Annotated in this window: 1 pseudogene; it reads left to right on the top strand. The window is 35.3% G+C overall.

Annotated elements, in window-relative coordinates:
• Positions 1–135: 135 nt before the first annotated feature.
• A pseudogene (locus tag ACUVJL_RS21490) lies at positions 136–999 on the top strand (IS4 family transposase); the annotation flags it as partial.
• Positions 1,000–1,130 lie beyond the last annotated feature (131 nt).

Genomic DNA, 1,130 nt, shown 5'->3' with positions numbered 1-1,130 from the left:
GAATTCGAGTCGAGCAATTTAGACGAAAGAGGATTTATTTCTCTGATAAACATCATATGAAACTGTAATTAACTCATAATTTTGCCTGGAATATCATTATACTATGTATTTGTGTAATTAATTCTGTCTGACTACTTACCATTAATGATGGCAGCAATATTAAGTTTATTATGGCGAGACGTAGCAGGAGTAACAGAATTAACCAGATTATTAAAGAGAGAGGGATTTTTATGGTGTGAACCGCAAGAAATTAGCCAACAAGCATTATCACTCAAATTTTTAACTTTTCCAGCAATTTTATTTGAAAAAATATTTAAAGAATTACTACCTCATTTTCGAGGAAAATGGTTGATGAGAAAATCGAGACCATTACCAGATAGCGTACATTTTGCCTTAAAAAGCTTTGATAATATCTGGATAGCTGATGGCTCAACATTAGAAGCATTATTTAAGAAGCTACAAAGTTTATCAGATGTGCCAATTGGCCAATTAGCCGGAAAAATGGGAGTAATTATAGACCTAGTAACTCATCTTCCCGAAGAAATTTGGTTGGGGGAAAATCCGAAACAAGCAGATACTAATTGGGAGGAAGATTTACTAAAAACAGTTAAGCCGAAAACCTTACTATTATTAGATAGAGGCTTCTATCACTTCGCTTTTTGGTCAAAACTCATTTCTCAAAAAATTGGATTTATCACTCGAATTAAGAAAGGTGCATCTTATCAAATCGAGCGGGTATTAACCAATACTTATGATGTCAAAGACCAGATAATTAAAATAGGTGCAGGCACAAAACAGACACCAGCTTTGACTATAAGATTAGTACAGATTCGCTCCAAGACTTCCTGGCGTTCTTATCTGACAAGTGTCCGAGAACCGGAAATATTGCCCCCCTATGTAGTAGCAGATTTATATCAAAGACGCTGGCGAATTGAAGAGGCATTTTGTACGGTAAAAAGATTATTAAATCTCAGCTATTTATGGACAGGTTCATTAGACCTCTTGCGAAAGTGCGCTCGTTCTAGGTAAAATAAAAGAAATAATTAGCTCCCATAAGATGAATTACGAACAAGTACAAAAGTTAAACCCCGCCGACTTTAAACGGTACTGTGGACTACATCAAGAGACAT

The sequence above is a fragment of the Microcoleus sp. OTE_8_concoct_300 genome, assembly GCF_031383065.1.
In the GTDB taxonomy this organism is placed as follows: Bacteria; Cyanobacteriota; Cyanobacteriia; order Cyanobacteriales; family Microcoleaceae; genus Microcoleus.
The sequence above is the reverse complement of the archived record's forward strand: the minus strand, read 5'-3'. Positions and strand labels throughout refer to the sequence as shown.